Source organism: Polyangium jinanense (assembly GCF_028435265.1).
Classification (GTDB): Bacteria; Myxococcota_A; Polyangia; order Polyangiales; family Polyangiaceae; genus Polyangium; species Polyangium jinanense.
The window spans coordinates 226,917-250,032 of sequence record NZ_JAGTJK010000008.1 but is presented as its reverse complement, the minus strand read 5'-3'; the positions used below and the strand labels follow the sequence as shown (position 1 = coordinate 250,032).

General features: G+C 68.8%; 19 protein-coding genes and 1 riboswitch. Of the genes, 11 read left to right on the top strand and 8 right to left on the bottom strand.

Annotated elements, in window-relative coordinates; all coding sequences use genetic code 11:
- Positions 1-77: 77 nt before the first annotated feature.
- The 3 genes from KEG38_RS18855 to KEG38_RS18845 all read right to left on the bottom strand — a co-directional run bounded on the left by KEG38_RS18855 (position 78) and on the right by KEG38_RS18845 (position 5,068).
- On the bottom strand, positions 78-2,288 hold the full coding sequence (locus KEG38_RS18855) for a cyclic nucleotide-binding domain-containing protein (RefSeq protein WP_272421095.1): 2,211 nt from the start codon (positions 2,286-2,288) through the stop codon (positions 78-80).
- Positions 2,240-3,784 (bottom strand): flavin-containing monooxygenase, encoded by a 1,545-nt coding sequence (locus KEG38_RS18850; RefSeq protein ID WP_272421094.1) that lies wholly within the window; start codon positions 3,782-3,784, stop codon positions 2,240-2,242. Before KEG38_RS18850 ends, KEG38_RS18855 begins: the two co-directional genes overlap by 49 nt.
- An 81-nt stretch (positions 3,785-3,865) precedes the next feature.
- Positions 3,866-5,068 (bottom strand): cytochrome P450, encoded by a 1,203-nt coding sequence (locus KEG38_RS18845; RefSeq protein WP_272421093.1) that lies wholly within the window; start codon positions 5,066-5,068, stop codon positions 3,866-3,868.
- A gap of 122 nt (positions 5,069-5,190) precedes the next feature.
- On the opposite strand from KEG38_RS18845, the gene KEG38_RS18840 reads away from it, so the two are divergent.
- Positions 5,191-5,793, top strand: a complete 603-nt coding sequence (locus KEG38_RS18840) for a TetR/AcrR family transcriptional regulator (protein WP_272421092.1) — start codon at positions 5,191-5,193, stop codon at positions 5,791-5,793.
- A 9-nt stretch (positions 5,794-5,802) separates the two neighbouring features.
- Here the strand turns inward: KEG38_RS18840 and thiC are convergent, their stop codons facing one another.
- The gene (gene thiC, locus KEG38_RS18835; RefSeq protein WP_272421091.1) at positions 5,803-7,683 is read right to left on the bottom strand and encodes a phosphomethylpyrimidine synthase ThiC; all 1,881 of its coding nucleotides are present in this window, start codon (positions 7,681-7,683) and stop codon (positions 5,803-5,805) included.
- Positions 7,672-7,785, bottom strand: a riboswitch (TPP riboswitch). (Overlaps the previous gene by 12 nt.)
- A 113-nt stretch (positions 7,786-7,898) precedes the next feature.
- Between thiC and KEG38_RS18830 the strand changes: the two genes are divergently transcribed.
- The 4 genes from KEG38_RS18830 (at position 7,899) to KEG38_RS18815 (ending at position 11,792) form a co-directional block, all read left to right on the top strand.
- Positions 7,899-8,384 (top strand): nuclear transport factor 2 family protein, encoded by a 486-nt coding sequence (locus KEG38_RS18830; protein WP_272421090.1) that lies wholly within the window; start codon positions 7,899-7,901, stop codon positions 8,382-8,384.
- A 137-nt stretch (positions 8,385-8,521) separates the two neighbouring features.
- Positions 8,522-10,510: a lysyl oxidase family protein gene (locus KEG38_RS18825; RefSeq protein WP_272421089.1), complete on the top strand. Its 1,989-nt coding sequence runs from the start codon at positions 8,522-8,524 to the stop codon at positions 10,508-10,510.
- 5 nt (positions 10,511-10,515) lie between these two features.
- The gene (locus KEG38_RS18820; protein WP_272421088.1) at positions 10,516-11,301 is read left to right on the top strand and encodes a glycerophosphodiester phosphodiesterase family protein; all 786 of its coding nucleotides are present in this window, start codon (positions 10,516-10,518) and stop codon (positions 11,299-11,301) included.
- Positions 11,302-11,390: 89 nt separating this feature from the next.
- Positions 11,391-11,792, top strand: coding sequence for a hypothetical protein (locus KEG38_RS18815; RefSeq protein WP_272421087.1), 402 nt, complete (start codon positions 11,391-11,393; stop codon positions 11,790-11,792).
- 10 nt (positions 11,793-11,802) lie between these two features.
- Here the strand turns inward: KEG38_RS18815 and KEG38_RS18810 are convergent, their stop codons facing one another.
- A complete protein-coding gene (locus tag KEG38_RS18810) occupies positions 11,803-12,477 on the bottom strand; it encodes a response regulator (protein WP_272421086.1) in 675 nt (224 codons plus the stop codon).
- 151 nt (positions 12,478-12,628) lie between these two features.
- Positions 12,629-14,125 (bottom strand): ATP-binding protein, encoded by a 1,497-nt coding sequence (locus KEG38_RS18805; protein ID WP_272421085.1) that lies wholly within the window; start codon positions 14,123-14,125, stop codon positions 12,629-12,631.
- A gap of 151 nt (positions 14,126-14,276) precedes the next feature.
- On the opposite strand from KEG38_RS18805, the gene KEG38_RS18800 reads away from it, so the two are divergent.
- The 6 genes from KEG38_RS18800 (at position 14,277) to KEG38_RS18775 (ending at position 20,377) form a co-directional block, all read left to right on the top strand.
- Complete coding sequence (locus KEG38_RS18800) at positions 14,277-15,746, top strand: hypothetical protein (RefSeq protein WP_272421084.1); 1,470 nt, start codon at positions 14,277-14,279, stop codon at positions 15,744-15,746.
- A gap of 21 nt (positions 15,747-15,767) precedes the next feature.
- Entirely contained in the window at positions 15,768-16,466 is a 699-nt protein-coding gene (locus KEG38_RS18795) for a plastocyanin/azurin family copper-binding protein (protein WP_272421083.1), read from the top strand.
- A gap of 71 nt (positions 16,467-16,537) precedes the next feature.
- Positions 16,538-17,680 (top strand): multiheme c-type cytochrome, encoded by a 1,143-nt coding sequence (locus KEG38_RS18790; RefSeq protein ID WP_272421082.1) that lies wholly within the window; start codon positions 16,538-16,540, stop codon positions 17,678-17,680.
- Complete coding sequence (locus KEG38_RS18785; protein WP_272421081.1) at positions 17,677-19,476, top strand: PP2C family protein-serine/threonine phosphatase; 1,800 nt, start codon at positions 17,677-17,679, stop codon at positions 19,474-19,476. The genes KEG38_RS18790 and KEG38_RS18785 overlap by 4 nt, the downstream gene beginning before the upstream one ends.
- 32 nt (positions 19,477-19,508) lie before the next feature.
- Positions 19,509-20,000 carry a hypothetical protein gene (locus KEG38_RS18780; RefSeq protein ID WP_272421080.1) on the top strand — a complete coding sequence of 164 codons (492 nt, stop codon included), beginning with the start codon at positions 19,509-19,511 and terminating at the stop codon, positions 19,998-20,000.
- Positions 19,997-20,377, top strand: coding sequence for an STAS domain-containing protein (locus KEG38_RS18775; protein WP_272421079.1), 381 nt, complete (start codon positions 19,997-19,999; stop codon positions 20,375-20,377). The genes KEG38_RS18780 and KEG38_RS18775 overlap by 4 nt, the downstream gene beginning before the upstream one ends.
- Before the next feature lie 175 nt (positions 20,378-20,552).
- Here the strand turns inward: KEG38_RS18775 and KEG38_RS18770 are convergent, their stop codons facing one another.
- Positions 20,553-21,596: an ABC transporter permease gene (locus KEG38_RS18770; protein ID WP_272421078.1), complete on the bottom strand. Its 1,044-nt coding sequence runs from the start codon at positions 21,594-21,596 to the stop codon at positions 20,553-20,555.
- Entirely contained in the window at positions 21,593-23,116 is a 1,524-nt protein-coding gene (locus tag KEG38_RS18765; protein WP_272421077.1) for an ABC transporter permease subunit, read from the bottom strand. Before KEG38_RS18765 ends, KEG38_RS18770 begins: the two co-directional genes overlap by 4 nt.

Here is a 23,116-nt window from a genome sequence, read left to right as displayed (position 1 = left end):
TGTCCACCCCTCGACCCGGACCAGGGCAAGCCCTGGACGTTGGATGCAAAGGCCGCGATGCGGCCTTTGCACGCGATTCAACCGAGCAAGAACTTCCGGATCCGACCCGCGAGCCCGTCCGGGCTCGCTTGCCGCATGCGGCCCTCCCGATCGAGCTGCCGCGCGGCGATCAGCAGGCCGAGCTCGACCACGAGCTGCGGGCGTGACTCGATGATCGGCGCGAGCGCCTGCTTGCTGATCTCGTAGAGCGTCGACTCGCAGGTCGTGCGCACGGTAGCAGTGCGCTCGCAGCCCGTGAGCAACGCGACCTCCCCGAAGACCGCGCCGCGCTCCAGCGTGGCCACGGCGACGTCCTGGCCGCCCTGCTGGCGCACGAGGACCTCGACCGTGCCCGCGGCGAGGATGAAGAGTGAGGAGCCCCGGTCGCCCTCGCGCACCACACGATCGTGCGGGCCGTAGACGACGGGGCGTGTCTTCTGCGCGAGCCTTTCGACCTCGCGATCCGTGAGCGGCTTGAAGACCGGCACGCGGCGAAGGAGCGCCGCGATGTCGGCATGCGTGGGCTCGGGCCCGAGGGAGAGCGGCTCGGCCGCGTCGAGCCCGCCGCCGTAGCCGTCACGCCGCTGCAGGGCGTCGACGAGGGAGCTGTCGCCGCGCATGTACGCCTCGAAGAGGCTCGCGGTGCGCGGGATGCACTCGTCGCCCGTGTGATCCATGAGTCCACGCTCACGGGCGAAACGCGCGACCTCGTTCATCGACTGGCGGTACTGCCGACACGCCGAGGGGAAGAGGCCGTCCTGATCGCCGAAGGCCCCGGTCAACGACTCGGGAAGCGCGTAGCTGCCGAAGACGCCGCGCTGGTGCCACATGGCGAAGTCACGCGTGCGTTGGTCGAGCCAACCGAGCTCGGGGAACGCGGCGAGGCCGTTCTTGAGGACCGCGCGCTCGGCGTCGCGGAAGACGCGGTGCCAGGTCTCCTGCGCGTTCTCGACGTTCGGGCCGGCGAGCGCGATGGCGTGCTTCAGGTCCTCGTGATGCGCGTGCAGGAACGCGAGCGTCGCCTTCTGCTTGCGCAGGAGGTTCGCGAAGCTCACGGGCCCGGCCGCGAGCAGATCCGACGAGCGCGGGACGATCTCGCGCATGGCCCAGACCCGCCTCCACGCCGCGACGTCGATCCGCTCGCGGATCCGCGCGAAGACCGGGCTTTTCTCGAACACCTGGCGCTCGGCCGGCGAGAGCAGATCGGGGTGCTCGGCCCGCACGGCCCCGAAGATGCCGAGGCACGTGAGCAGCTCCAGGTAGAGGCCGACGCGCAGGAGCCACGCGGGATCGGGGAGGTTTCGCCGCTGCTCGCCGAGGTCCTGCCGGATGGCGTGCAGGTAGAGCATCGCCTTGTCGGTGCCAATCGTGAGGACCGGGAACCACGGGTGGTATCCGACGTGCAGATCCGGGATGTCCAGCACGTCGGCCTGCAGCTTCGTGTCGGCCGGGATGAGCCGCTCGCAGAGCCGCGCGTAGAGCGATCCGAAGCGGCCCGTGTCGTAGATCTCGGCCTCGATCGTGTCTTCGGCCATGTACTTGCTGCCCTCCGTGTGAAGGGCGAGCGTGATGCGCAGCTTCTGGTGGAAGAGGTGCGCGAACGTGAACGGATCGGCACCGTCGGGCGTGCGCGCGCGCAGGGAGGGTGCGACCTCGGACCAGTCGTACCCGCGCCCCTCGGGGCTGCCTTTGCGGCGCGGCAGGAGGCCCTCTGGATTCAACGTCGCCGCGTAGACGGTCTTGTAGAACTCGTTCCACGACGCCTCCTCGATCGCGGGGAACGGGTACGCGGCGGCCGAGACGACCTGTGGCTTGAGCACGATGCCCGAAAGCCCCGGGACGGGGCAAGGCTCGCCGTCGCCCTCGACGTGCGGCAGGAACTCGACCGACATGCGGACCTCGAACGAGCGCTGGAACGGCGCGACGTACGCGTAGAGGTCCTTCACCTGGTAGAGCAGGCAGAGGTCGTCTGTGTGCGCGTCCTTTGCCGCGGTCGACACGAGGCCCGCGTGCTCGCTCGCGCCGAGCCCGGGGCCGAGCGCCTCGTCCATGGGCCTTCGGCCGGCCTCGAACGGGACGATCTCGATCGCCGGCTCGAGCTCGGCGGACTCCTCCATCGGGTCCTTGCGCGACTCGAGCTCGCGCATGTACGCGCGCACGAACGCGAGCTTGTCCTCCCAGGACATGCCCGCGACGGGGCTCAGGAGAAGGCGTTTGAAGAGCTTCTTGAAGTCTCGGGGGTTCTGCATGCTTCGTCGCGATCACGCGCCTCGCGGGCGCGCGCATCGAGCTCCTCCTCGAGGTCCGCGTAGAGCGAAGGATCCACCGGAAGGAGGAACTCGCGGAAGGGATTTTGCGGCAGCCTGCGCACCCGCGCCCCCATGTCCCGGCAAAGGTCGTCGATGTAGTGGAAGTTCCACGGGACGATGCAAGCTCCGCCCGTGAACGCGTCCGGCCGCTCGCGCTTGCGGAAGGCGAGGTGCTCGTCGATGCGGGCGATCACCTCCTCGCGCGGCGGCAGCTTCATCCGGCCCCGGAAGAGCTCGCAGAGCCACCGCGCGCCGACCTCCGAGGTGAGCTGGCTGTAGAGGCTGTTGATGAAGCCGCAGAAACCGAGGCCCGGGACGTCGGGGTGGTAGAGGCCGCGATAGAGCCGGAATGTGCCCTCCTCGTCCTGCACGATGCGCTGGAGCGAGGGTTCGAGGAACGGGAACTCCTGGCGAAAACCCGTCCCGAAGATCACAACGTCGGCCGGGATGCGCTTGCCGTCCGAGGTCTCGACGGCGCCTTCGTGGAACCGCGCGATCTCGCCCCGGTGGAGCTTCAGCGCCCCGCGCTGCGCGGCCTCGTAGAAGCCCACGGGCGCCATGTTGAGCGAGCAACCGACGTCGCTCAGAGGCGCCTCGGGCCGGAGGCCGGTCTTGGTGAGCCCGAGGTCCATGTCGAGGGCGCCCATGACCTGGTTCCAGTACCAGGCGACAAACCCGAAAGCCTTTTCGTGCATCGCGCGCTCGAAGCCCTCCGCGCGCGGGTGCAGGAAAAACATCTCGGAGAAGCGGTTCAGGAGCAGGAACTTCGTGGGCACGACCCCGAACAGGAACCGCGGCGCCTTCCACGCGATGCTCCGGTGGACGAGCGTCACCTCGCGCGCGGGCTCCACCGCGACGGACGCCACGTCGCACGCCGACTTCGAGAAGCCCACGACGACCACGCGTTTGCCCCGCACGACGCTCGTGTCGTGGAACGCCGTCGTGTGCAGCACGCGGCCCCCGTTCGCCTCGAACGCCTCGCGGCCGGGGATCGCGGGGATGTGCGGCAGGCTGAAGAGGCCGCTGGAGATGATCACCTGGTCGAAGGCGTGGGTGTTCCGCTCGGATGCGGGGGCGCCCACGGGGCGCGTGTCCACGACAAACCCGCCTCCGTCGCGGCGGCGGATCTCGCCCACCTGGGTGCGGAGACGGACGCGTGGCGTGACGCCGAAATGGTCGGCGTAGCTCGCGAGATAGGCCTGGACCTGGGCGCCCTCGGGCCACTCGGGGTAGTGGCTGGGCATGGGGAAATCGGAGAATGCGTAGGTGTCGCGGGCGTTTTGCGTCTGGAGGCCGGGGTAGCGGCGCGAGCGTGCCCAGACGCCGCCGACCTCGTCTTCCTTCTCGAACACCGTGACCTCGAAGCCGCCCCGCAGGAACGTCTTCGCGGCCACGAGCCCACTCAATCCACCCCCGATGATGCCCACCGATGCCATGCGCCCTCCGTGGTTCAAGAAAGAACCCGGATGCTACGGCAAAGGCCGGCCGAGGACCAGAGAGGCCGCCCGCAGCCCGGTTCACCAGGTGACGGGGAACTCGTTCATGCCGTAGACGGTGGAGCTGTCCTTGAACGAGAGCTCCTCGAAAGGCACGGCCGGCCTGAGCTCGGGGATGCGGCGGAACAGCGTGTCGATGACGATCTGGAGCTCCAGCCGGGCGAGGTTCTGCCCGAGGCATTGGTGCGGGCCGAAGCCGAACGCGAGGTGGTTGCGCGAGCCTCGCTCGAGGTCGAGCTCGTCGGCGTTCTCGAAGACCTCCGGATCGCGGTTCGCCGTGTTGGCCAGGGCGAACACGCCTTCGCCGGCCTTGATGACCACGCCGCCGATTTCCACGTCCGCCGTGGCGACCCGACCGAGCGCGGACTCCGCAATGGTGAAGTACCGCAAAAGCTCCTCGACGGCCCCGATGGTCTTCGACGGGTCCTGCTTGATGGCGGCGAGCTTCTCCGGGTGCTGCAGCAGCACCAGCGTGCTCAGCGAGATCATGTTCGCGGTGGTCTCGTGCCCGGCGATGAGGAGCAGGAACGCCATGCTGACCATGCCCTCGAAATCGACGGCGCCGGTCTCGGCCAGCTGCTTCTGGATCTGGCGGCTCAGCAGATCCTCGGTGGGGTTCTGCGCCTTCGCGCCCACGAGTTTTCCGAGATACGTCATGAGCTCGACGACCGATCCCATGATCACGTCGGCCGGCAGCTTCTGGCTCACGATGACCGAAGAGTGCTTCTGGAAGAACTCGTGATCGGCGTAGGGCACGCCGAGCAGCTCGCAAATGACGAGCGAGGGCACCGGCAGGGAGAGCGCCTGCACCAGGTCGACCGGGCGCGGCCCGGCGAGCATCGCGTCGATGTGCTCGTCCACGATCTGCTGGATGCGCGGCCCGAGCGCGTTGATCCGCTGCAACGTGAACTCACCGAGCACGGCGCGGCGCGCGGGCCCGTGCTCGGGCGGGTCGAGCTCGAGCAGCATCGGCTTGAGGTTGCTCGAGGCCGGGCGCTCGTACGCCAGCGAGGGGAAATTGGGATCGCGCCGGTTGCTGCTGAACCGCGGATCGGACAGGATCGCCCGAATGTCCTTGTGGCTCGTGGCGACCCACACGATCCTCCCATTGGGCAGTTTTACCTTGGCGATCGGCGTCTCCACGCGGAGCTTGCGATGCTCCGCGGGCGGCGCATACGGGCAGGTTCGGCTGATATGAAGCGTCGGAACGGCATCGGCTGACATGGTTCCACCTCGATTCGGGCGAGCAGCCTAGCCGATCGGCAAGCACAGCTCAAGCCGAGCGGCAAGTACGTGACCTGTGTCCAGCAGCCGGGGTACTGTCTGGCGTTCCGCGAGGAGAGCGCATGACCGCCGGCACCGCCGCCACCGACACCCGATCCAGACTGCTCGACACCGCGCTGAAGCTGTTCAGCGAACACGGGGTGGAGGGCACGTCCCTGCAGATGATCGCCGACGAGCTCGGCGTCACGAAGGCCGCCGTCTACTACCACTTCAAGACGAAGGACGAGATCACGGAGGCCGTCGCCGCGCCCGGGGTCCAGGAGCTCGACCAGATCATCGAAGAAGCGCGCGCGCTACGGAGCCGGGGCGCGCAGATCGATCACGCGCTCTCGGGATTCGTCGAGCTCATCGTCCGCCAGCGCTCGCTGCTCAGCCTGTACAACAGCGACCCCGGCATCCAGCGGGTCATCAACCGGGCGTTCCGGACGCCGCGCGGCGAGGACGTCAAAACCAGAATGAAAGCGGTGCTCGCCGGGGAAAACCCGAGCCTCGCCGACGCGATCGCGGTGCACGTCGTGTTCACGGGGCTCGCGATGGTCGGCGGCGCACCCGAATACGCGGGCATCGACGACGACACCCTGCGCGAGCACCTGCTCGAAGCGGGGCGGCGCCTGCTCGGCCGCCCCCGCCGCAAGCGCCCGGACAACCACCTGCCCGGGCGCTGAGGCCCCGCGTCAAACCTTCCGGTAGATCTCGCTCCCGCCCTCGACGAACTCGGCGCTCTTCTCCTTCATGCCACGCACGAGCGCCTTCTCCGGCAGGACCTCGCCCTTCTCGGCGGCGTATTTGCGCACGTCCTCGGTGATCTTCATCGAGCAGAAATGGGGGCCGCACATCGAGCAGAAATGGGCGACCTTGGCATTCTCGCTCGGGAGCGTCTCGTCGTGGAACGCGCGGGCCCGCTCGGGATCGAGGCCCAGGTTGAACTGGTCCTCCCAGCGGAACTCGAAGCGCGCCTTGCTCATCGCGTCGTCGCGCGCCTGCGCGCCCGGGTGACCCTTCGCGAGATCGGCCGCGTGCGCCGCGATCTTGTAGGTGATCACGCCCTCCTTCACGTCGTCGCGATTCGGCAGCCCGAGGTGCTCCTTCGGCGTGACGTAACAGAGCATCGCCGTGCCGAACCAGCCGATCATGGCGGCGCCGATGCCGCTCGTGAAATGGTCGTAGCCGGGGGCGATGTCGGTCGTGAGCGGCCCGAGCGTATAAAACGGCGCCTCGTGACAGATGCGGAGCTGCTCGGTCATGTTGTGCTCGATCATGTGCATCGGCACGTGGCCGGGGCCTTCGATCATGACCTGCACGTCGTGCTTCCAGGCGATCTGCGTGAGCTCGCCGAGCGTCGCGAGCTCGCCCATCTGCGCGTCGTCGTTCGCGTCCGCGATGCTGCCGGGCCGGAGGCCATCGCCGAGCGAGAAGCTCACGTCGTAGGCCCGCATGATCTCGCAGATCTCCTCGAAATGCGTGTAGAGGAAGTTCTCCTCGTGGTGCGCGAGACACCATTTCGCGAGAATGGATCCGCCGCGCGAGACGATACCCGTCAATCGATTCGCCGTGAGCGGGACGTACCGGAGCAAAACGCCCGCGTGAATCGTGAAGTAATCGACGCCCTGCTCGGCCTGCTCGATCAGCGTGTCGCGATAGATCTCCCAGGTGAGGTCCTCGGCCTTGCCGCCGACCTTTTCGAGCGCCTGGTAAATCGGCACCGTGCCGATCGGGACGGGGGCATTGCGGAGAATCCACTCGCGCGTCTCGTGGATGTTCCGGCCCGTGGAAAGATCCATCACGGTATCGGCGCCCCAGCGGATGGACCAGACCATCTTCTCGACCTCCTCCTCGATCGAGGAGGTGACCGCGCTGTTGCCGATGTTCGCGTTGATCTTCACGAGGAAGTTGCGGCCGATGATCATCGGCTCGAGCTCGGGGTGATTGACGTTCGCCGGGATGATGGCCCTGCCGCGGGCGACCTCGTCGCGGACGAACTCCGGCGTGATCTTCTCGGGGATCGCCGCGCCGAACGAGCGCCCCGGGTGCTGCTTGCGGATGCGCTCCGCGGCCCGCTGCTGCTCGCGAATCGCGACGAACTCCATCTCGGGCGTGATGATCCCGCGCCGCGCATAATGCATCTGCGTGACGTTTTTCCCGGCCGCGGCGCGCAGCGGCCGGCGGGGCGCATGAAACCGCAATGCGTCGAGCGAGCGATCGTCGAGGCGCTTCTGCCCATACTCCGAGCTCACGCGCGGGAGTTCGACGACGTCCTCGCGCGAGCGAATCCACGCGGCGCGCAGCGGCGCGAGGCCCTTCCTGACGTCGATCTCGGCCTCGGGATCGGTGTACGGGCCGCTCGTGTCGTAGACGCAGACGGGCGGGTTCGGCACGAGACGCACCGCGTCGCCGTAGCCTTCCCGCGTCGGTGTTTGCGAGATTTCGCGCAGCGGGACGCGCAGGTCCGGGTGGAGGACGCCCGTCTGGTACGACTTCTTCGATCCGGGCAGCGGCCCGCGCGTGATGGTCTGGAGGCGGGCCTCGTCGACCCGCTGCTGTTTCACGGTGCTCATGACACTTCCCTCCGCCGGTACGAACCGGTTCAGGTTCCAAGGGTTCGACCCGCCACAAAAAGCGGCAGACCGTCTCAGCCAGAGGCTCCCCTAGGTCGAGCCGTGGGTCTGGTCGAAGCTCGGCCCGGCGTCAACGCCCGAACGACACACATGGGTTCTCCGCGGCCCTTCGGCTTGACGTCCTCACCGGCCCGTGGTCCGCTCGCTCGCCTGCCATGCACCCCAATCAAGCCTTGATCGAGCAATTTTATCGGGCGTTTCAGAAGCGCGACGCCGAGGGAATGATCGCCTGTTATCACCGAGACGTCACGTTCTCGGACTCGGTTTTCGTGGGCCTCGACGCGGCCGGAGCGCGCGGGATGTGGCGCATGCTCTGCGAGCGAGGGAAAGACCTCACGCTCGAATTCAGCGACGTGCGCGCCGATGATTCCACGGGAAGCGCGCACTGGGAGGCCCACTATTCGTTTTCGGCCACAGGGAGACACGTGCACAACGTGGTCGACGCCTCGTTCGAGTTCCGCGACGGAAAGATCGCCCGCCACACGGACCGATTCGACCTCTGGCGCTGGACACGGATGGCGCTCGGGCCCGCGGGGATCCTGCTCGGATGGACGCCCTTCTTGCAGGGCAAGGTCCGCGCAATGGCGACGAAGGGGCTCGCCGAGTACATGGCAAAGAACCCCGAACGCGCGGGCGCCTGAAGCCGCGGCGCTCGTCGCCGGGGACGGCCCGGCTGCCCCCACATTTCGCGCGTGGATCGCGCCGCGAGTCCGCTTATCATGCGAGATCCGAGGGCCGCGCTCCCGGCCCCTTCCGCACTCCAAAGGCGAGGCTTCGCATGCGATATCGACGGCTCATCCCGCTCTGCTTCCTCCCGGCCCTCCACGTGCTCGTTCCCGGCTGCTCGGACGACGTCTCCGAGTTCGCGATCGCAGACGCGGTCGTCACGATCGACGCGCGCGCCAAGCCCGGCGGCACGGTCAACGTCAAGGTCGACGCACGAAACAGCGGGCAAGCGACGTGGGTGCCCGGCGAGGTCACGCTCACGCTCCCGGAGGGGCAGGGCTTCGCGAGCGCATCGCTCGCGCTCTCCGGCGAGGTGGATCCGGACGGCCGCGGCACGTTTACGGGCACGCTGACGGCGCCCGTGCGCACGGGCCTCTTCAAGCTGAACTTCAACGCGCAATACGAGGGCGCGAGATTCGGCGAGCCGATCACCTCGCCCGCGACGGAGCTCACGTGCAGCGACGGCGTCTACTGCAACGGCGCGGAGCGGCTCGTCGCGGGCCAGTGTGTAAACGGGAAAGACCCGTGTGACGACGGCGCCGAATGCACGGCGGACTCTTGCGACGAGGCCACGGACACCTGCAAGCACGAGCTCGGGCCGGGGTGTGCGTCGTGCACGTCGGATTGCACGCCCGACTGTACGGGCAAGGTCTGCGGCGACGACGGCTGCGGCGGGAGCTGCGGGAGCTGTCCCGCGGGTGAGGCGTGCGCGAACGCGACGAACGAGTGCAAACCCGCGAACCAGCCGGGCTCCTGCGCGGCGCCGCTCGAGCTGCTCCCGGCGGGCACGGAATTCCTCGGGGTCCACCAGATCACGGGGGACACGACGAACGGCCTGCACGAGGTCGTGCCGACGTGCAACTCGACGAGCACGGCGGTGGAGACGGTCTACACGTTCACGCTGACGGAGAAGATGGGCATCGAGGCGCGCGTCTCCGGCTACGATACGGTGCTTCACATCCGGACGAATTGCCTCGACAACAAACCCGCGGCGACCGTGGGCTGCAGCGACGACGCCTCGCCGCCCGGCGATTACGGCTCGCGCGTGGATGCGGCGCTCGATCCGGGGACGTATTACCTCATCGTCGACGGGTTCGACGCGTCCCAGTACGGCGCGTTCGACCTGCAGGTGAAGTTCACGGCGAACGGCTGCGTGCCGCATTGCGACGGTCTCTATTGCGGCACGGACGACGGCTGCGGCGGCGACTGCGGGACGTGCGATACGGGCTTCGCCTGCTCGGCCGAGGGCAAATGCCGTCCCGACCCGTGCACGCCGGATTGCCAGGACAAACAATGCGGCGACGACGGCTGCGGCGGGACGTGCGGGACGTGCGCCGAGGGCTCGCTCTGCGTGCCGGCGACGTCGAAATGCCAGGTGTTCGCGGACTGCAACAACGAGGCGCCCGTGTGTGATCCGCCCTGCGGCGCGGGCGAGTTCTGCGGGACGGACTGCGGCTGCCACGCGGCGAACGAGCCGATGGCGGACCTCGTAATCGACGAGAAGCGGCTCGCCGAGGAGATCCTCTTCGACAAGCTCGACGTGAGCCCGAACTCGTGCGCGTTCATCGAGGAGTGCGTGGGCGGGACGGGCGAACGAAAGCTCCTGCGCTTCAGCGTGGAGGCGAAGAACCAGGGCATGGCGACGCTGACGGTGCCACCGCCGTCGGAGCGGCCGGACCTGTTCCTGTTCTCGCCCTGCCACGGCCATTACCACTTCAACGGGTTCGCGACGTACGCGCTGCTCGACAAGAACGGCAAGGAGGTCGTGACCGGGCGCAAGCAGGCGTATTGCATGGAGGACACGCAGCAGATCGCCTTCGGCCCGAACGTGGGCTGCAACAAGATCTACACGTGCGAGGATCAGGGCATCCAGCGCGGCTGGTCGGATCTTTACGGCAACACGCTCGATTGCCAGTGGCTCGACATCACGGACGTGCCGGCGGGTGAGTACTTCATCCAGGTGAAGCTCAACCCGAGCCGGGAGTTCGAGGAGGTGAGCCTCGACAACAACACGGCCACGGTGCCCGTGACGATCCCCTGATCACCATGCATTACAAGGACGGCCCCCGCCCCCGCCTGTTCGCGCACCGCGGCGCCTCCGGTACGGCGCCCGAGAACACGTTGCCCGCCTTCGCCGCCGCGCTCGCGGCGGGGGCGGACCGCCTCGAGCTCGACGTGCACCTCACGGCCGACGAGGAAGTGATCGTGCTGCACGACGAGGACGTGGCGCGCACGACGGACGGCGCGGGGCCGGCCTCGAAAAAACGTTTTTCCGAGACTCGTGAGCTCGACGCGGGATACGGGTTCCAGGATCCGGACGGCGCCTACCCATTCCGGGGCCGCGGCATCCGGATCCCGACGCTCGCCGAGGTGCTGACGTCCTTCCCTGGCGTGCCGCTCAACATCGAGCTCAAGGACGACGCGGAGTCGCTGGTCTCCGCGGTGCAATGGGTGCTCCATCGGCACGAAGGGCGAGAGCGGGTGCTCTTGACGGCGGAGCCCGGGTCCTTGATGGAGAAGATCCGGCGGCGGATCCCGGGGGTCTTGACCGGGATGTGCCTGCCCGAGTCGCTGGAATTCCTCTGCAATGGGGGAAACCCGGGCTACGTGGCGCGGGGGTTTGCCTTGCAGGTGCCGACGAGCCTCGCGGGGATCCCGATCGTGACGCCGTATTTCGTGGAGGTCGCGCACGCGTGTGGGCTCGAGGTGCACGCGTGGGTGATCAACGAGGAAGCCGAGATGCGCGCGCTCGTCGCGATGGGCGTGGACGGGATCATGACGGACTTTCCGGAGCTCGGCGCGCGGGTGCTCGGGCGACAGCCGGGCGATTGACGCCGGACGGACGGGCTCCATGTCCCGCATGAGACGGTCTGCCTGCTCGGCCAGGGGGGTCGGGCGGCATTCCCTCGGGGGGAGTCACCATGAAGAGCTACTGGGCCGGCGCCGCATTGCTGATCGCGGGCCTCTTCACGAGCGCGGCCGCCGATGCGGCTTGCACCCGGAATCCTTTTCAAATGGGCTGGGACGCCGCGAATCAGGCGTGTCAGGACATCGCGCAAGGGTATACGCCCATGCCCTGGGGCCACAGGCGGCTCGCGAGCGGGGACTTCGTCCCGCTGCCGGAGCCGGAGCGGACGTGCACGTGGCAGGACGTCGTCGAATGCAAAAACGCGGCGGCCCAGTATCTCCGGCGATTCCACAACCAAGGCTGCGCCCGGCTCATCCGGCGCAACGTCCGGCTGACGAGCGCGATCGGCAGGCCCATCGGATCAGCCCAGCAGGTCTGGCGGACCTACGTCAACACGACCTGCAACCTGCCGTAACGTAGCGATTTCAGAATTTCCCGCGCACCCAGCCCGTGGACGACGTGATCGTCCGCTGCGAGTGGGGCGCCGCGTCGGGCGAGCGTTGCGAGAGAGGCGCCGCGTCGAAGCTGCGCTGCGACAAAGGCGCGGCGTCCGCGTTGCGCGACGAGAGCGCGGCGGCGGACAAGGGCGGGAGCGATTGGGACGTGGAGCCGGAGAGGGGCGGGACCTCCGAGGGGCGCGTCATGCGCGGCGGGACGTCGGTGCGCGGGCCCGGCGGCGCCGTGCTCGGCCGGATGCTCTCCGGGGCGCGGTCCCGCTTCTGCCACGTGCCATTCAGATACTCTTCGATGCGCGAGGCGAGCTCGTCACCGTCGTTCGTCTTCGAGATGAAGCCCGAGGCGCCCGTGCTCAAAACGAGGCTCTGGAGCTCCCGCGCCGGCCGGTCGGAGTGAAAAACGATGGGGCACGAGAGGATGCCCTTCTGGAGCGCCACCTCGACCAGCTTGCCCCCGTGCAACGCCGGCATGTTGACGTCCACGAGCACGAGATCCGGCTGCTCACGCGCCACAGCCGCGCCGAAGCCGAACGGCGAGTCGAGCGTGATCACCTCGAAGCCGCGAGATTGCAGGAGCAGCTTGACCAGCTCACGGCAAATCTCGCTGTCGTCGACCACGAGAATCCGTCGCTTCGTCGCGCTCATGGCTGCCTCTCGCCGGACGAGGGGGGTTCTGCCCGAGCGTCATGCTGGGGCCATTGACGGCATGGTATCGAGGAGCCGTTGCTACGGCAAGAAGGACGTAAACGTAGGGCACGATTCACGCGCGTGGCGGAAAAACCGGGTATGGACGGAGTCAGAATACCTCGGGCCGCACGAGCAGGACCTCGGCCCCATCGACGGTCACGATCTCGGCTGGGCAATCGTCGGCCGTCGGACAAAGGCGCGTGGCCACGGCCGCGTAAGGCGCTCCGCCGGCCCGCAACGTGAAGCGAGCTTCCCCGCGCCGGACCTCGATCCGAACCCCCTCGCCGCTCCGCGCACCACCCGGTGGCGCCATATCAAAGTATTCCACCGGATCGAGGGCCGGCATGCCCCCTTCGGCGGGCACGACGCGGACGCCGGGGCCGGCCGCCACGGCGAGGACGAGATCGGCGCCCCGCGCAGGAAAACACACGACGGGGAGCAGGTGGCTCGCCTGGGGGACGCGGAGCACGAGGAGCGTGCCCTGGCCGCGGCGCGTGGTGATGGAGATACAGCCGCCGACGCGCTGGATGGCCGCGCGCGCCGCATCGAGGCCGATGCCGCGGCCCGAGACGTCCGTGACCTTGGTGCGCGTGGACAGGCCCGGGCGAAAGAGCAGCTCCGTGAGCTCGTCGTCCTGCGCGCGCAGGGCGAGCTCCGGCGTGGAGAGGCCGAGGTCGATCGCGCGCCTCCGCACCGCCTCGAGGTTCACGCCCGCGCCGTCGTCCTCGACCGTGATCTCGATCTCGCCGCCCTTCTGCCGCGCCGAGACGCGGATCGAGGCCATGGACGCCTTGCCCGCGGCGCGGCGCGCCTCGGGCCGCTCGATGCCGTGATCCACCGCGTTGCGGAGGGCGTGGAGCAGGACGACCTCGACGGACTCGGCGACCTCGGCGCGGACGCGCACGTCACCCACGTCGAAGGCCACGCGGACCTCCTTGCCGAGGCTCTCCGCGAGGCCACGCGCTCCCGCTTCGTGGGGCGCGAGCCGCGGCGCGAGGGAGACGGCCGAGAGCGAGGTGACCTCCTCGGAGAGCGCGTGGACCACGTCGCCGAGCCGCCCGCGCGCGCGCCCGGCCGCGACATGCTCCAGAAAGACCCGCACCGCGAGGGCGGCGAGGCGCTGCTGCGTGGCCATCGACACGCGATCGCGCAGGTCGACCGGGGCGCTGCGGGACCCGGGGACGGGCGCCGGGGTTTCGGGCTCGTCGGCCGCGACCTCGGCGACGATCTCCTCGATCTGCTGCACGAACCCGTCGACGTCCATCCCCGCGCTCGAGGCTGCGTCCTTCTTGCGAAGCATCACGACCATGAACCGGATGGCCATGGTCACGACGAGATCGACCTCTTCGGGCACGCGCCGACTGCGCCTCGCCACGGCCGCGACGAGACCTTCGAGCGCGTGGCAGAGGGTGGCGAGCCCGCCGAAGTGCATCATCCGGGCTTCGCCCTTCAGCGTGTGCAGCTCTTGCTGCATCACGGCGGCGACCTCGGGCCGGCCCCCGCCGTGCATGAAGTTGCCCCAATCGCTCTCGACGCGGTCGAGCCGTTCGAGCGCCACGCCGCGGAAACGCGCGAGGAGCTCGCTGGGAAGCGCGGTCGGGCTCAAGTCGCCCCTTTCCGCACGGCAGGATCGCTCACGGGTTCGGACAACAATGGCGCCCCCTGGACGGCAGGCATCATACCGAAGCAAAGAGAGAAGCGGGAGCGCAATCAACGCTCGACGGGGCCGTTCGGTCCCTGTAGGGTCGCATCGGGACATGAGGAAGCGGCTTGCGATCGTGCTCTTCCTGTCCGTCGTCGGAATCGTGCCTCGTGTTGCGCGGGCCACGGACGGGGATGGGAACGCCGCGACGAACGGGCGTGAACCTTCGGCCTCGGAGCGGGTCGAAGCGCGGCTTCGGGCGCTCGAAGAGGAGAACCGCCGCATGCGCGAGCGCGTGGCGGAGCTCGAGCGCGCGGCAAAACAGAACGAGGCCGTACGCGAGAAAGTCGCGAAGCTCGAGGACGACGCGAGCTACGTCGACCAGCAGATCACGAGGCTTCTGCCGATCGTGAGCAAGCTCGGCGGCTACCTCGACTTCGGGTTTTTCCGGGCCACGGGCAACGGTTCGGGGATACGGAGTGACCGCGGGTACCGGTATTTCCCGGAGTACGAGGGCGACATCCCCGCGTCGTGGGTCTTTTATGGGGACCCGCTCTCGACGATGGTGAACGCGCGCGGCGAGCCGGCCGACACCGGCGAATCACGGGCGCTCACGTTCGACGCGATCGATAGCGGCGGAAAATCGTCGTTCGCCGTGAACGCGCTCAACATGCAGCTCTTCGCGGCACCGCGGGAGGACCTCACGCTGACGGCGTCGATCGACTTCGCGCCGCGGACGCGGGACGTCTCGGCGCCCGGGGATCGGGCGCTCGGCGATTTCATCGACGTCAAGCTTGCGTACGCCGAGTACCTCGTCCCGATCGAGCGCTTCGAGCTCAGCCTCTATGCCGGGAAGTTCGATTCGGTGCTCGGCTGGGAGTACCGGAGCCGCGAGGCGCCCGACAGGCTCACGGTGACGCCGTCTTTGCTCTGTCGATACACCTGCGGATCTCCGCTCGGGCTGAAGGCGCGCGGGAAATTCTGGGACGGCGCGATGATCTTGAACGTGGCCGTGACGAACGGCAGCCACGGGAGCGAGTCGTTCCCATTTCACGGCGAGATCGATCGAAACGACTGGAAGACCGTGGCGGGCCGGATCGCCTCGCGCGCGCCGCTCGGGGCCGGGCTCGAGGTGGGGCTCTCGGGCTCGATCGGCGCGCAGGACCTGCAAAGCGCCGAGGACGCGCTGCACACGCACGTCGGCGTGGACCTACACCTCGATTGGCGCGATCTGGAGGTGACGGCCGAGGTCATGCAGGGCGTCATCGATGGGAAGAGCGCCGCGGGGGACACGAAATGTGGCCTCGCCCCCTGCCTCCGGTACCGCGGTGGTTATGCGCTCGTGGGATATCGGGTGCTGAACTGGCTCACGCCGTATGCTCGGGTCGACGCGCGTGATGCAGTACATCGGAGCGGCGTGAGCTTCGTCTACCAGTCCCAGGTCCTGCGCGCGACGGCCGGGGTGCGGATGGAGCTCGGGACCCATCTCATCCTCAAGGCCGAGTACAATCTGAACCGCGAGCTGGGCCGCGCCCCCCAGTTTCCCAACGACGTGTTCACGAGCTCGATGCTCCTGAAATACTGACGCTCCCGAGGAGAATGGCGCATGCGTCTCTGGTCTCGCCTCCTAGGCCTCCTGATCCCCCTCGGCGTGGTGACGATCCCGCTCACCGTCTCCTTCTCCCCGCGCGTAAGCCGCGCCGAGGCGCCAGCCGCGGGCAACGTCTCGGGCGTGGTGACGGTCCTCGTGGACGACGCGCCGAAGGCCGATCGATCGGGCATCGTGGTCTACCTCGAGAACGCGCCCGGCTCGCCGGCGCCGGCCGGCAAGCGCGAGATTCGACAGAAGAACCTCACGTTCACGCCGGGGCTGATGGTCATCGTGAAGGGGACGACCGTGGAGTTCCCGAACGACGACAAGGTCTTCCACAACGTGTTTTCGGTCTCGAAGGCCGCGCGCTTCGATCTCGGGCTCTACAAGAGCGGCGAGAGCAAGTCTGTCACGTTCCGCGAGGCCGGCGTGGTGGACGTCTACTGCAACATCCACCCGCACATGGTCACGAAGATCAAGGTGCTCGACAACGGCTTCTACGCCGTGACGGGCGCGGATGGATCGTTCCAGATCAAGAACGTGCCCGCAGGGACCTACCCGGTCGTGGCGTGGCAAGTGCACGGGCCCGAGGTGCGAGGCGAGGTGACGGTGGCCGCGGGCGGGACGGCGTCGTTCAAGCCGACGCTCGCGGAAGGCGCGTCGCCGAAGCGGCACCTGAGAAAGGACGGGACGCCATACGGCCGCTACAAGTAACGGCGCTCCTCGCGTTCACGTTCGGCTGCGATCCCAGAACGCCGCCGGAAGGATCGCCGCGCGCGGCGGCGATGCAAGAAGCGTCCGCGTCCCCGTCCGCATCCCCGCCCCCGGACAAACCCTCGCTCGAAAAGCCGCGCGCCCGCGCGTTCCCCGCCGATCGATGCGGCGACTGCCACAGCATGCTCCACGCGGAGTGGAAGACGTCGGCGCATGCGCGCGCGCGGCACGCGCCGCTCTACGTCGCGATGCGGGATCAGTCGAAGAATCCCGTGTGCGAGGTGTGTCACGCGCCGCTTGCGGGGCTCACGGCTCCGGCGGAGCGGGCGGTCGACGAGGGCGTGACGTGCGAGGCGTGCCACGCGATCCGCGACGTCGGAGAGGACGCGGCCGAGCCGCGGTATACGTTTGATCTCGAAGGAAATCGGAAGTTCGGGCCGTACTGCGACGCGAAGGACAACTACTTCCACAAGGTGGGCTGCGCGCCCGCGTTCCGCGACGCGCGCGTCTGCGGAGGCTGTCACGCATTCTCGATGCCGCTCGCGGACGGCAAGAGCTTGCCGATCATCACCGAGTTCACCGAGTGGCGCGCGTCGAGCTTCGCGGTCTCGGGCACGGCCTGCCAGGAGTGCCACATGCCGGCGGAGATGACCTACGCGGCGACGGGCACGGAGCGAAAGGTGCGCGTGGCGCATCACGGGTTCATGGGCGAGAAGGGCGAGCTCGTGCGCAAGGCGCTCGGGATCGTCGCGTCGGCGACCGACCACGCAGGTAAGATCGCGCTGTCCGTGGTGCTGAAGAACGAAGGCGCAGGGCACGCGGTGCCGTCGGGGGTGGCCGGGCGGCAGGTCGTCGTGCGCGTGCAGGCGCTCGACGAGAAGGGGCAAATGCAGGCGCGCGAGGAGCGCATGCTCGGGCGGGTGCTCGTGGACGAGGCGGGGCGTGAAGTGCCGTTTTACCTCGCGCGGGCAGAGAAGAGCGACAACCGGATCGCGCCGGGCGAGGCGCGCACGCTCGCGTTCGAGCTCGACGCGCCGCAACCGGGATCGCTCGTGATCGAGGTGGCCTGGCGCTCGGCGTCGCCGGCGATTTCGGAGGCGCTCGGCGTGCCCGCGGAGGAGCGTTCGATGGGGAAGATCGAGATCCCGTTCGGCGGAAAGCGAAGCGGCAAGGGGCGCGAGCACCTGCCGAAGACGGTGGTGGTGCGGCCATGAAGTTTCGCAGCACGTTGCTCCTCTGGATCGTGCTGCTCATCGCGGCGATCACGGTGGCCACGGCGGGAAGCGCGGCGATCGTGCTGGAGCGGCGCGCGCGGGTGGAGCTCGGCGAGGCGCTCGAACGGAGCGCGCGGGTCTTCGAGGCGCACCGCACCGAGCGGCTGCGCGCGCATGCAGCGAAGGCGCACGTGGTGGCGGAAGAGCCGCGGGTCAAAGCCGTGGTGGCGACGGAAGACGTGTCGCCGGAGACGGTCCACGGCGTGGCCGACGAGCTGCACAAAGCTGTGAAGAGCGAGCTGTTCCTGATGACGGACGGAACGGGGCTCTTGCTCGCGGACGTGGCCGATCCGAAGGCGTCGGGCTTCGACATGTCGAAGGATCCGATCATCGCGGGCGCGCTGCGCGGCGGCGAGAAGTCCGGGCTCTGGACGAACGAGGGGAAGCTCTACGAGGTGGTCGCGCGGCGGCTCGCGTTCGGCACCGAGACGGTCGGCGTGCTGGTGCTCGGCTTCAAACTCGACCATGCGCTCGTCGAGGAGGTGCGTCTCCAGACGGGGAGCCTCGTGGTGGTGACGGATGGAGCCACGGTGGTGGCGCATTCGAAGCTCGAAGATGGGACGGAGGCGCCGAGCGAGGTGCTCCGGATGGTCACGGCGTCGTCCGCGTCCGAGGGTGGGCCGTATCTATCGACGTCGCGGACGCTGGATACGGCCGCGGGCGGGGCGCGCACCGTTCACCTCGCGCGCTCGCTCGATCGCGCGCTCGCGCCGTCCCGCGAGCTCGAGGCGCGCGTGGCGCTCATCGCGCTCGTCGCGCTCGCGGCGGCGGCGGCGCTCGCGATCGTGCTCTCGCGCAGGCTCTCGCGTCCGCTCGACGGGCTCATGGCGTTCGTGGGTGACGTGTCGCGCGGGAAGCTCGACGCGCAGGCGACCGTGACAGGCCCGATGGAGCTCCGCGCGCTCGGCGACGCGATGAACCGGATGGCGCGCGAGCTCGCGGAATCACGCGAGCAGATGGCGGCGAAGGAGCGACTCGAAAAAGAGCTCGAGATCAGCGCGCGGATCCAGACGTCGATCCTGCCGCGGCGCCTCGACGTGCCGGGGCTCGAAGTGGCGGCGCGGATGATCCCGGCGAGCGAGGTCGGCGGCGACTACTACGACGTCTTCCCCGTGGAGGGCGGCGGGATCCTCGCGATCGGCGACGTGGCGGGGCACGGGCTGCAATCGGGGCTCGTGATGCTGATGGTGCAGAGCGCGATCGCGGCGCTCGGCCGGGAGGATCCGTCAGCGCGACCGAAGGACCTCGTGCGCGTGCTGAACCTCGTGCTCTACGACAACATCCGCAACCGCCTGCGCAACGATGAGCACGTGACGCTCACAGTGATGCGCTACCACCGGAGCGGACGCGTGGTGTTCGCCGGCGCGCACGAGGACATCCTCGTCCTGCGCGCGAGCACCGGGAAGATTGAAGCGATCCCCACGCTCGGCCCGTGGGTCGGCGCGATGCGCGACGTCGCGCGCACGGTGCAGGACGACGAGCTCGTCCTCGAAGACGGCGACGTGATGGTGCTCTACACGGACGGGGTGACGGAGGCGCGAACCGCGTCGGGCGAAATGTACGGAATGGCGCGACTCACGGCGCAGATCGAGGCGCTCGCGGGCGAGCCCGTGGAGCGGATTCGCGATGTTATCCTCGACGACGTGGCCCGCTTCTCCCACGGCAAGGGGCAAGAGGATGACGTGACGCTCGTCGTCGTGCGGTTCCGCGCGAGCGAGACGCGCGCCGAAGGCTGAGATAGATTGGACCTCCGATCCGCAGAGGAATGATGACCGAGACCCCGACCGCTTTCGAGCTGACGTTCCGGCCCAACGTCGAGCTCATCTCCGTCGTTCGGAGGTTCCTGACCGATTTTTACGAGCGGATGATCGAGGACCACGACACCGTGTCGCGGATCGCGCTCGCGACCCACGAGCTTCTGGAGAACGCCGTCAAGTACGGGAGCGACGGCGTGACGTTTCTGTCCATCACGTTCGAGCCCGGAGACACGTCGAGCACGGTCTCCATCCGGCTCGCGAACCGGGCGAACGCCGAGCACATCGCCGCGCTCGCCACTATCTTCGAGGAGATGAGCCGACACGACGATCCCTTCGACCACTACCAGATCGCGATGGCGCGCAGCGCCAAGCGAAAGGTTGGTTCTGGGCTCGGCATCGTGCGCGTGCGGGCCGAAGGAGAGATGACGATGAGCCACACCATCGAGGACGACAGGGTCACGATCCTGGCGCAAACGACCGTTGCCGCGCGGAGGAACGCGTGAGCGCGACCTCGGATCTCTCGGTCTCGCTCCGCGACTTCTCGGCAAGCGTGCGCGCGGAAGGTCGCTCGCTCGTCGTCTGCCTCTCGGGCAACGCGGACATGGCGGCGAAGGACAGCTTGGATTCGCTCCTGCCACGCGTGCACGCCGAGGCTCTGCGGATGAGTGCCACCGAGGTGCAGGTGGATTTCCGCCAGCTCGAGTTCATGAACTCGTCCTGCTTCAAGAGCTTCGTGTCCTGGATCAGCGAGCTCGGCGAACTCGAAAGGAGTCAGGAGTACAAGATCCGGCTCCTGTCGAACCCCGAGATGCACTGGCAGCGCCGCAGCCTGCACGCGCTCCGGTGCTTTGCCGTGGATCTGATCACCGTCGAGTCATGACGCCGCCCGGCGCGCTCGCTCCCCGGTGAGATCCTTGGTCCCCAAATGAAAAGAGGCCCGGCGAGGTTGGTCAGCACGCCGGGCCGAGCCCAAGCCTTCCAAGGAGACCGGGCTTTTTCCAACGTACGTCGGGTGCGCGACGCGTTGCAAGCCCATCACGAGTGGTGACGTATCGTCATCGGGATGCGTGCGGCTCGTCCGTGGAAGGCCCGAACGAACCGTACGTTTCGTCCCGTCGCTTTCGCGCGGCTCGCGGATCCATCGCGTCGCGCAGCGCATCCGCGACGAGGTACGAGCCGCCCACGGTCACGAGGAGCAAGAAGACCGGCAAGACGAGCAAGCGCAGCGCCGCGGGGTTTCGCGCGCCCTGCGCGAGCGTCTCGCCCCAGGACGCCGCCGACGTCGGCGCGCCCATCTCGAGGAACGAGATCGCCGTTTCGAGGAGCACGACGGACGCGACACCGAACACCGAGCTCACAGTGACGGGGCCAAGCGCGTTCGGGAGCACGTGGCGCATGAAGATGCGCGCACGCGAGGCGCCGAGGGCACGCGCGGCGAGAGCATAATCTTCCGAGGCGCCGCGCAAGGTCTCGGCATGTACGAGGCGCGCGACCTCGGCCCAGCGCACGAAGGCCACCGCGAGCACGAGCGAGAGCGCGGAGGGCTCGTGCTCGATGGCACGCACGAGCGCGACGACGAGGATGGCGGGGAAGGTGTCGACGGTCTCGACGAGGCGCACGAGAGCGTCACGCGAGGTGCCGCCGCGGATGCCCGAGAGGCCGCCGAGGAGGACGCCGAGGAGCGCGCTCAGGAGGACGGCAACGAGCGAGAGACCGAGCGCGGTGCGCGCGCCGTAGACGAGGCGCGCGAAGAGGTCGCGGCCCTTCTCGTCGGTGCCGAGCGGGTGCACGCGGGACGAGGGCGCGAAGGGGCCCGCGGCACTCGACGCCTTGGGGCCGGATCGCACGAGGGGCCAGACGGCGAAGCTGTCCGCGTACGAGCGCGCGATTTCGTCCTGGGAGAGGTGCTCGTACCGCTCGGCGTGCACGATCGCCGGAAGGAGCTCGACGCCGCGCGGTCCTACGGCGAGGAGCGGCGCGGGCGCGGCGAGGATCTCGGCGAAGACGCCGACGAGCACGAGCAAGCCAAGCAGCGCAGCGCCGAGGCCCGCGCGGCGGCTGTGCGCGACGCGCCGGAGCACGATCCCGCGATGGCTCATGTGCGTGGCCTCTGGCGCAGGATGCTCTGCGCGAGCCGAGGATCGAGCGCGGTGTACACGAGGTCCGTCATGATGACCCCGAGCGTCGCGGTCGCGGCCGTGAAGATCGAGACGGCCATGAGCCAGCTCGTGTCGCGCGACTGCACGGCGACGATCGTGGCAGCGCCGAGGCCTTCGAGGCCGAAGACACGCTCGACGACGAACGCGCCGCCGAGGGCCATCGGGGCTTCGAGCGTGGCGAGCGTGACGACCGGGAGCAGCGCGCCCGGGAGCGCGTGGACCATGAGCGCACGCGCGCGGCTCGCCCCCCGCGCGAGCGAAGCCCGCACGTGATCTTGCGCGAACGCCGACGCGAGCCCCGCGCGCGCTTGACGTGCCGGCGCGGCCACGAGGCCGAGCGCGAGCACGACCGTGGGCAACAAGAGCCCGTGCCCGTCATAACCGCGCGCCGCGAGGATCGCGAAGAACGCCGTGGGGATCGCGTACAGCACGAGCACGATGGCCGCCGTGATCCCGTCGCGACGCCGCCCGCGCGACGCCGCCCCGACGAGACCGATCGGTACGGCCGCCGCGTATGCGAGCAGGATCGAGCCGAAAACAAGGGTCAGCGTGACGGGTGCGCGTCGGAAAATGCCGTCGAGCACGGGCACGCCGTCGATGCCCACGCCGAGCCGCCGCGTGATGGCGCCGAGCGCCCACTTGCCGTAGCGTGTTTCCAGCACGATGGCCGCGATCCGCGAGGGACCGTCGAGCGTGACGAAGTCGTTCTTGTAGACCATCCAGAACGAGCCCCACCGCTCGACGCAGGCGCGGGCCGTTTCGTGGTCGTCGCCGGGCGAGATGCGATCGTCGCGGCCCGTGACGTGCGCGGCGATGTCGACGAGGGCCCGGGCCCGCTCGAACGAGGCCGCGTCGGTCGGATGTTCGAGCGCGCCGAGCACGTCCTCCAGCACGAACGTGTCGAGCTCGCGCAACTCGGCCGCGCGCGAGGTGCTGCCGTAACGCGAGAGCCTGCGGACCGCGCTGCGCACGGAGGCGCGGCGGAACTCGATGCCGCGGTCGTCCCAGAACCGCGTCCAGAACGCGACCGCGCGCGCCGGATCCGCGAGCCGCTCCCCCGAAAAACCCATCCGCTCGCCCACGGGCGCGAGCGCGAGCGCGACCTCGGCGCGTGGCCCGGGCGCGAGCGAGTCGAGCGCGGGCAGCACATGCGGTAGTGCCGCGCCGCCGAGCCGCGCGAGCTCTTCCTGCCCACGCGCTTTCTTCGCGGCGTCGCCGTCGACGATCGCGCGCATCGCCTCGGCGGACTGCGTGCGGACGTCACGCGTTCCGAGGTTCACGAAGCGCGGCAGGTCGAGGAACCGCTCCCGGCGCAGGCGCGCCCGCTCGGAGGGCGACACGGCGAGCGCCGGATCGTCCGTCGGATCGGGGACGTACGAGAGAAACAGGAACGTGACGACCGAGACCGCGATCAGCGTCGGAAGAATGAACAGCAGCCTGCGGATCGCCAGCCTGAGCAT